At 73.9% G+C, this 426-nt stretch carries 1 protein-coding gene; it reads left to right on the top strand.

All coding sequences use genetic code 11. From position 1 onward, the window contains the following. Positions 1-426 (top strand): S8 family serine peptidase (locus G3I71_RS48300; protein WP_164325325.1); only part of this gene is annotated, 426 nt, incomplete at both ends.

Genomic DNA, 426 nt, shown 5'->3' with positions numbered 1-426 from the left:
ACGGCGACTACTCGGCGCTCGGGTCGGTCCTCGACTGGCCCGTCGGCCCGGGCACCGCGCCGATGGCCAAGCTGTACGCGCTCAAGGTGTTCGGCGACGTCGCGGGCTCCACGAGCCTGTCGTCGCTCGCGCTGGACTGGGCGGCCGACCCCGACAGCGACGGGTCGTTCGACGACCGCATCGACGTGCTGAATCTGTCGCTCGGCGCCGCCGGCGCACCCGCCGACGACCCCGAGTCGCTGCAGGTCTCCGAGCTCACCGCGCTCGGCACGACCGTCGTGCTGTCGGCCGGCAACGAGGGCGACATCGAGGACGTCGGCGGCTCGCCCGGCAACGGCTTCGCGGGCCTCGCCGTGGCGTGGTCGGTGGGCAAGGACCTCGCGTTCGACGCGACCGAGGTGACCGAGGCGTCCGACCCGGCGCTCG

Origin of the sequence: Streptomyces sp. SID12501 (assembly GCF_010550245.1) — a bacterium.
Classification (GTDB): Bacteria; Actinomycetota; Actinomycetes; order Streptomycetales; family Streptomycetaceae; genus Streptomyces.
Note: the sequence above shows the minus strand (reverse complement) of the source record. Positions and strands in the feature narration are given on the sequence as shown.